We start from the raw sequence: 6,172 nt of genomic DNA, 5'->3' as shown, positions 1-6,172 counted from the left end.
GCGCCTCGGTGTAGTCGCGCGGAGCGGTCGCCCGGAACGACGGGTTGAACAGACTGCCGGCGTTCGCCACGGCGTGCGTCACGCCGGCATCCGCCAACGCAGCCGCCAGCGCCGAAGCCACTCGTGCCGCCGACGCACCGACCTTCGAGTACACCTCCGGCGTCGCCAGTCGCAGCGTCGCGAGACCGGCGGCCACCGAGAGCGGGTTGCCCGACAGGGTTCCCGCCTGGTACACGGGGCCGAGCGGCGCGAGCAGATCCATGACCTCGGCGCGTCCACCCAGAGCCGCCAGCGGCATTCCCCCTCCGACGACCTTGCCGAACGTGAAGATGTCCGGCATGTACTCCTCACCGGCGGCTGCCTGCAGGCCCCAGAAGCCGGCCGGGTGCACGCGGAACCCGGTGAGCACCTCGTCGATGATCATCAGCGCACCGTGCGCGTGCGCGGTCTCGGCGATGAAGCGGTTGAACCCCGGCAGCGGTGCGACGACACCCATGTTCGCCGCCGACGCCTCGACGATCACCGCCGCGATGCGCGGGCCGTGCTCGGCGAAGACGGCCTCGAGGGCGTCACGGTCGTTGTAGTCGATCACGAGCGTCTGTGCGGCGATCGGAGCGGGCACGCCGGCGGATCCGGGCAGGGCCAGCGTGGCGACTCCTGAGCCCGCCGCGGCGAGCAGCCCGTCGGAGTGGCCGTGGTAGTGCCCGGCGAACTTCACCAGCAGGTCGCGACCCGTCGCCCCCCTCGCCAGGCGGATGGCGGTCATCGTGGCTTCGGTGCCCGTCGACACGAGACGCACGCGCTCGATCGGACGCACCTCGCCGAACCGCACACGATCCGCGATCAACGCCGCGAGCTCCACCTCACCCTCGGTCGGCGCTCCGAACGAGAGTCCGCGACCCGCGGCGTCCTGCACGGCGGCGACGATCTCGGGGTGGGCGTGGCCGAGCAGGGCCGGTCCCCACGACGCCACCAGGTCGACGTACTCGATGCCCTCGGCATCCGCCACCGTGGCACCTGTGGCCGACGCCAGGAACCTCGGCGTGCCGCCGACCGATCCGTAGGCGCGCACCGGCGAGTTCACCCCACCGGGGATCACCGAGCGGGCAGCGGAGAACAGGTCGTCATTGCGATCGGTCATGGGGTCCTTCCAGAACGACGGCGAGGCGGCGTCTCAGCCGCGCAGCCAACGGGCGGCGTCTGTCGCCCAATAGGTGAGCACTGCGTCGGCGCCGGCACGGCGGATCGACAGCAGAGACTCCAGAATCGATGCCCGACGGTCGATCCAGCCGTTCGCGGCGGCCGCCTCGATCATCGCGTACTCCCCCGACACCTGATAGGCCCAGACGGGGATGTCGACGGTGTCGCGCACCTCGCGCAGCACGTCGAGGAACGCCATCGCCGGCTTGACCATGACGATGTCGGCGCCCTCCTGCTCGTCGACGACGGCCTCGCGCACACCCTCGCGGCGGTTGCCGGGGTCCAGCTGATACGTGCGGCGATCGCCCTTCAGCTGAGAGTCGACCGCCTCACGGAAGGGTCCGTAGAAGGCACTCGCGTACTTCGCCGCATAGGCGAGCAGCAGCGTGTCGGTGAAGCCCTCGGCATCCAGAGCGGCGCGGATCACGGCGACCTGGCCGTCCATCATCCCCGACAGGCCGAGCAGCTGCGATCCGGCACGCGCCTGCGCGAGCGCCATCGACGCGTACCGCACGAGCGTCGCATCGTTGTCGACGGAGCCGTCGGCAGCCAGCACTCCGCAGTGACCGTGATCGGTGAACTCGTCGAGGCAGAGATCGGTCTGCACGACGAGTGCATCGCCGACCTCGGACGCGAGCACCTCGGTCGCGACGTTCAGGATCCCCTTCGGGTCGTCTGCACCCGAGCCCCGCGCGTCGCGCACGGCCGGCACGCCGAACAGCATCACGCCGCCGACTCCGGCCTCCGCCGCATCCACGGCGGCAGCACGCAGCGAATCGAGCGAATGCTGCGCGACTCCCGGCATCGAACCGATCGGAACCGCCTCGGAGATCCCCTCGCGAACGAACAGGGGCAGCACCAGGTTGCGAGGCTCGAGCGACGTCTCACGGACGAGGCCGCGGACCGCAGGGGACTGGCGCAACCGGCGCAGACGCACGTCGGGGAAGCTCACGGCGCCAGCTCATCCGACGCGTGCGGAAGGGTGAAGCTCGACACCGCATCGATCAGCGCGTCGACCGTCTGCCGGTCGGCCACGACCGTGATCGGGAGCCCCGCCCTGTCGGCATCCTTCGCCGTGCGCGGCCCGATCGCCGCCAGCAGAGTCTCGTCGGGGATCTGCGGGAACTGCTCGCGCACCTGCTCCGCCACCGAGCCGCTGGTGATGAGGATCGCATTGATGCGACCGTTCTCGACATCGCGCTTGATGCGGTCGGTCACCGGCACGCCGACGGTGCGATACGCCACGACGCTGTCGACATCGTGCCCGGCCTCCTGCAGCATCACGCTCAGCACGGGCTTCGCGATCTCACTGCGGAGGGCGAGGATGCGGCGACGCTCCGGCGTCTCGAGAGCGATCAGCTGCTCGGCCATGCCCGCGGCGGAGTTGTCTTCTTCGGGAACGATCGCGACCTCGTAGCCGACCGCCTGCAGAGCGGCCGCGGTGGTCTCGCCGACCGCGGCGATCCGCGTCGAGCGCGGCACCACCGCGCGGTGCGCGAACATCACGTCGACCGTCGTCGCGCTCGTGACGGTCAGCCAGTCGTACTCACCCGCGGCGAGACGCCGCAGAGCACTGTCGAGCGCCGCCTGATCCGTGGTCGGCGCGAAGTTGATCAGCGGCGCCACGACGGGCACCGCTCCGCGGTCGCGAAGGCTCGCGGCCACCCCGTCACCCCACGGGCCACCGCGGGGTACGAGGATCCTCCAGCCGTCCAGCGGCCGGTTCTGCTTCGAATTCGTCATGAGGAATGCTCTCGGGAAACAAGGTCAGCCGCCCCTTGATCGAGCAGCCGACGGGCAACACTCAACCCGAGCTCGCGAGCCGCGTGCATCGGGACTGCACCATCGGCAGCATCCGCTCCATTGCCACTGCCGTTCCGTTGAATATACTCCCCGTTCAGGACCTCCGTGACGTCGAGGCCGATCCGGCGGCCCCCATCCGGGGCGTAGACGACCGTCCTGACGCGGATCTCGGCGCCGTCGAAAGACGCGTGCGCAGCCATGGGCGCCTGGCACCCCGCGTCGAGCCCCTCGAGCACGGCCCGCTCGACCGTGACGGCCAGACGCGTCTGCTCGTCGTCGAGCTCCGCCAGCGCTGCGAGCAGCTCCTCGGGCGCATCCTCGCGGGTCTCGACGGCGAGCGATCCCTGTCCCGGCGCGGTCGGCCACTCGGCGAGACCGAGCTCCTCCCTGCGCAGCGGCGAGTCGGAGCCGAGCCGCGACAGCCCGGCGGCGGCGAGGATCACCGCATCGAGCTCTCCGGATGCCACCCGCTGCAATCGCGAGTCGACGTTGCCTCTGATGTCGACGACCTCGGCGTGCGGAGCCCTGCGACGCACCTGCGCGATGCGCCGCGGAGAGCCGGTGCCGACCGTGCTGCCCGTGCCCAGCTCGTGCAGCGGAGTGCCTGCGCGGGTGATCGCCACGTCGCGGGCGTCCTCGCGAACCGGCGTCGCCGCGATCACGAGCCCCGCAGGGATCGCCGTCGGAAGGTCTTTGAGCGAGTGCACGAGGAAGTCGCACTCCCCCGCCAGCAACGCCTCACGGAGGCGGGTCGCGAAGATCCCCTGCCCACCGATCTCCGACAGGGACGCGCGGTTCGTGTCGCCCTCGCTGGTGATCGGGACGAGTTCGACGCGACGGCCGGACACCTTCTCGAGAGCGGCGGCGACATGACCCGACTGCGCCTGGGCGAGCGCACTGCGGCGGGTGCCCAACCGGATCGGGGTGGACCTGTTCTTCGGAATCGTCATCGCGCGGCCTACTGCAGCACGTCCGCGATCTCGTCGAACCGGAGTCGGCGCCCCGTGTAGAAGGGGATCTCCTCCTGCACGTAGAGACGCGCGTCGGTGTAGCGCAGGTCGCGCATGAGATCGACGAGCTCGGTGACGTCGTCGGCCTCGAGCGGAAGCAGCCACTCGTAATCGCCGAGAGCGAAGGCGGCCACCGTGTTGGCGATCACCCCCGTGAACGCCGCGCCCTTGCGCCCGTGGTCGGCGAGCATCTTGCGACGCTCCTCCTCCGGCGCGAGGTACCACTCGGGCGTGCGCACGAAGGGGTACAGGCACAGCCAGTCCTTCGGCTCGACCCCGCGGAGGAATCCGGGCACGTGCGAGCGGTTGAATTCGGCGTCGCGGTGCACGCCCATCACGTTCCAGACGGGCAGGAGCGAGCGGAGCAGCTCGGTGCGACGCAGACGACGCAGCGCCTTCTGCAGCTCTTCCGCCGTGTCGCCGTGGAGCCAGACCATCAGGTCGGCGTCGGCCTTCAGACCGGAGACGTCGTAGAAGCCGCGGACCGTGACGCCGGAATCCTCGATATACGAGACGATCGTCTCGAGCTCGGTGGAGTCGGACTCGGTGACCGGAACGTCGGGGTTTCGTCGCCAGACCGCCCACAGGGTGAAGCCGGACGGGTTATCTTCGCGCTCATCGGACATGGAACCAGTCTGCCCCCTTTACCGAGCGGTGGCTAATTCCCCGGACGCGCTTGACAGCACCGGTGCGACCCCGCGAGGGCGGCGACTCCGTGCGAGGTGCCTCAGCGAGACAGGGCGCGCGCGACGACCCACACGACACCGCCGACCGCGGCGGCGATCGCGACTGCTGCGGCGACGGCCGCGACCGGGTTGCGGTCGGCGAACACGCGCGCCTTCGCGGCGGCGCGCTTCGAGGCCTTGTCGAGGCGTCGGGGCACGTTGCCCTTGACCTCGATCGCTGCCAGGGCGGCCTTCAGCTCGGCTCGCGCCGACGCCACCGGGTCGAGGATCCCTGCGGGGACCGCCGTCTTGGGCAGTGAGCTGGCGCCCGCGGCCCTCTGGATCGACGTGCTGTCAGAGTTCGTCATCGCCGGCTTCCTTCACGAGTCGGATGTCCTCGCCGACCGCCTGAGCGGGATTCTGTCGGCGGAGCACCTTGCGGAACTTCAGGATGCCGAGCAGCGCGAACAGCAGCACGGCGATGATCAGGATGCCGAGCACGGCGAGCGCCGAGAGCCAGACCGGCCACCACGACGACAGGCCGGCGATGGCGAACACCAGGATCACCGGCACGGCCCAGAACAGGAAGAACAGGGCGACGAGGAACCAGACCGAGCCGATGCCCGCATCCTTGGCGGTCCTCGAGACCCACGTCTTCGCGGCGTCGATCTCGGCCTTGACGAGATTGCCGATGAGTTCGGGCAGATCGCCGATCAGCGACAGCAGGCTGTCCTCGGCGCGATCACGGTATCCGCGGGGCATCTCAGTCTCCGGACTTCGCTGCGCCGGAACGCGCAGACGTGGACTTCTTGGCTGCGGGCTTGTTCGCGGCATCCTTCTTGGCAGCGGTCTTGACCTCGTCGACGGCGTCGTCCGTCGCGTCGACGATGTCCTCCGCAGCCTTGCGGCCCGCGGCGACGGCGGAGTCGAGGCGCTGGCCGGCGGTCTTGTCGCCACCGCTCGCCGACTTGACGACCTTCTGCACACCGGTCCAGATCGCGCCGGGAACCGCTGCAGCCTTGTCGCCGACGTAGCCCTTGACCCTGTCGACCTGCTCCTGCACCGGGTCGAGGTTCCACACCTTGAGCCACTGCGTCTTGATCTGCTCGTAGCGCTCGCGTCCTGCACGAGTTCCGAGCACGTATCCCACGCCGAGTCCTACGACGAGTCCGATCTTCCCCTTCATGGGGTCTCCTCACGTTGTTCCGGTGTGAACGCCCTGCGGCGAACCGGCGGCTCGGCGCCGCCTGCCAGGTGTCCAGCGTAGCCCTGTATTCCGAATTCGGCATCTAAACATCAGAGGGTTGACAGACCGCGACGCATGGGGGTGAGTCACGGTGCGGAGTCGAGCCGCCTCACTCCCACAGGAGCGCGCGGCGAAGCCGGTCGGCCTCCTGCTGCGCATCCGGCACGACCTGCGCGAGTCCGGTTCCCGCGAGCCAGGCGCCGACCGCCGCCAGACCCGCAACGGCCTGCACGGCGGTGCGCGCCGCC

7 protein-coding genes and 1 pseudogene are annotated in these 6,172 nt (G+C 69.9%); all 8 read right to left on the bottom strand.

Annotated features, from left to right (window positions below):
- Positions 1-1,141: pseudogene (locus RTM68_RS09865) on the bottom strand (glutamate-1-semialdehyde 2,1-aminomutase); the annotation flags it as partial.
- A 33-nt stretch (positions 1,142-1,174) separates the two neighbouring features.
- On the bottom strand, positions 1,175-2,152 hold the full coding sequence (gene hemB, locus RTM68_RS09860; protein WP_312170455.1) for a porphobilinogen synthase: 978 nt from the start codon (positions 2,150-2,152) through the stop codon (positions 1,175-1,177).
- The gene (locus RTM68_RS09855) at positions 2,149-2,943 is read right to left on the bottom strand and encodes a uroporphyrinogen-III synthase (protein ID WP_312170453.1); all 795 of its coding nucleotides are present in this window, start codon (positions 2,941-2,943) and stop codon (positions 2,149-2,151) included. Before RTM68_RS09855 ends, hemB begins: the two co-directional genes overlap by 4 nt.
- Entirely contained in the window at positions 2,940-3,953 is a 1,014-nt protein-coding gene (hemC, locus tag RTM68_RS09850; RefSeq protein ID WP_312170452.1) for a hydroxymethylbilane synthase, read from the bottom strand. The genes RTM68_RS09855 and hemC overlap by 4 nt, the downstream gene beginning before the upstream one ends.
- Before the next feature lie 8 nt (positions 3,954-3,961).
- The gene (gene hemQ / locus RTM68_RS09845; RefSeq protein ID WP_312170451.1) at positions 3,962-4,639 is read right to left on the bottom strand and encodes a hydrogen peroxide-dependent heme synthase; all 678 of its coding nucleotides are present in this window, start codon (positions 4,637-4,639) and stop codon (positions 3,962-3,964) included.
- 101 nt (positions 4,640-4,740) lie between these two features.
- Positions 4,741-5,046, bottom strand: coding sequence for a hypothetical protein (locus RTM68_RS09840; RefSeq protein ID WP_312170449.1), 306 nt, complete (start codon positions 5,044-5,046; stop codon positions 4,741-4,743).
- Positions 5,033-5,440 (bottom strand): phage holin family protein, encoded by a 408-nt coding sequence (locus RTM68_RS09835; RefSeq protein ID WP_194762451.1) that lies wholly within the window; start codon positions 5,438-5,440, stop codon positions 5,033-5,035. The genes RTM68_RS09840 and RTM68_RS09835 overlap by 14 nt, the downstream gene beginning before the upstream one ends.
- A gap of 1 nt (position 5,441) precedes the next feature.
- The gene (locus tag RTM68_RS09830) at positions 5,442-5,864 is read right to left on the bottom strand and encodes a hypothetical protein (protein ID WP_312170446.1); all 423 of its coding nucleotides are present in this window, start codon (positions 5,862-5,864) and stop codon (positions 5,442-5,444) included.
- Between the last annotated feature and the right edge of the window lie 308 nt (positions 5,865-6,172).

The organism is Microbacterium sp. (genome assembly GCF_031988965.1).
GTDB lineage: Bacteria > Actinomycetota > Actinomycetes > Actinomycetales > Microbacteriaceae > Microbacterium.
This window is presented reverse-complemented; position numbering and strand designations above follow the sequence as displayed.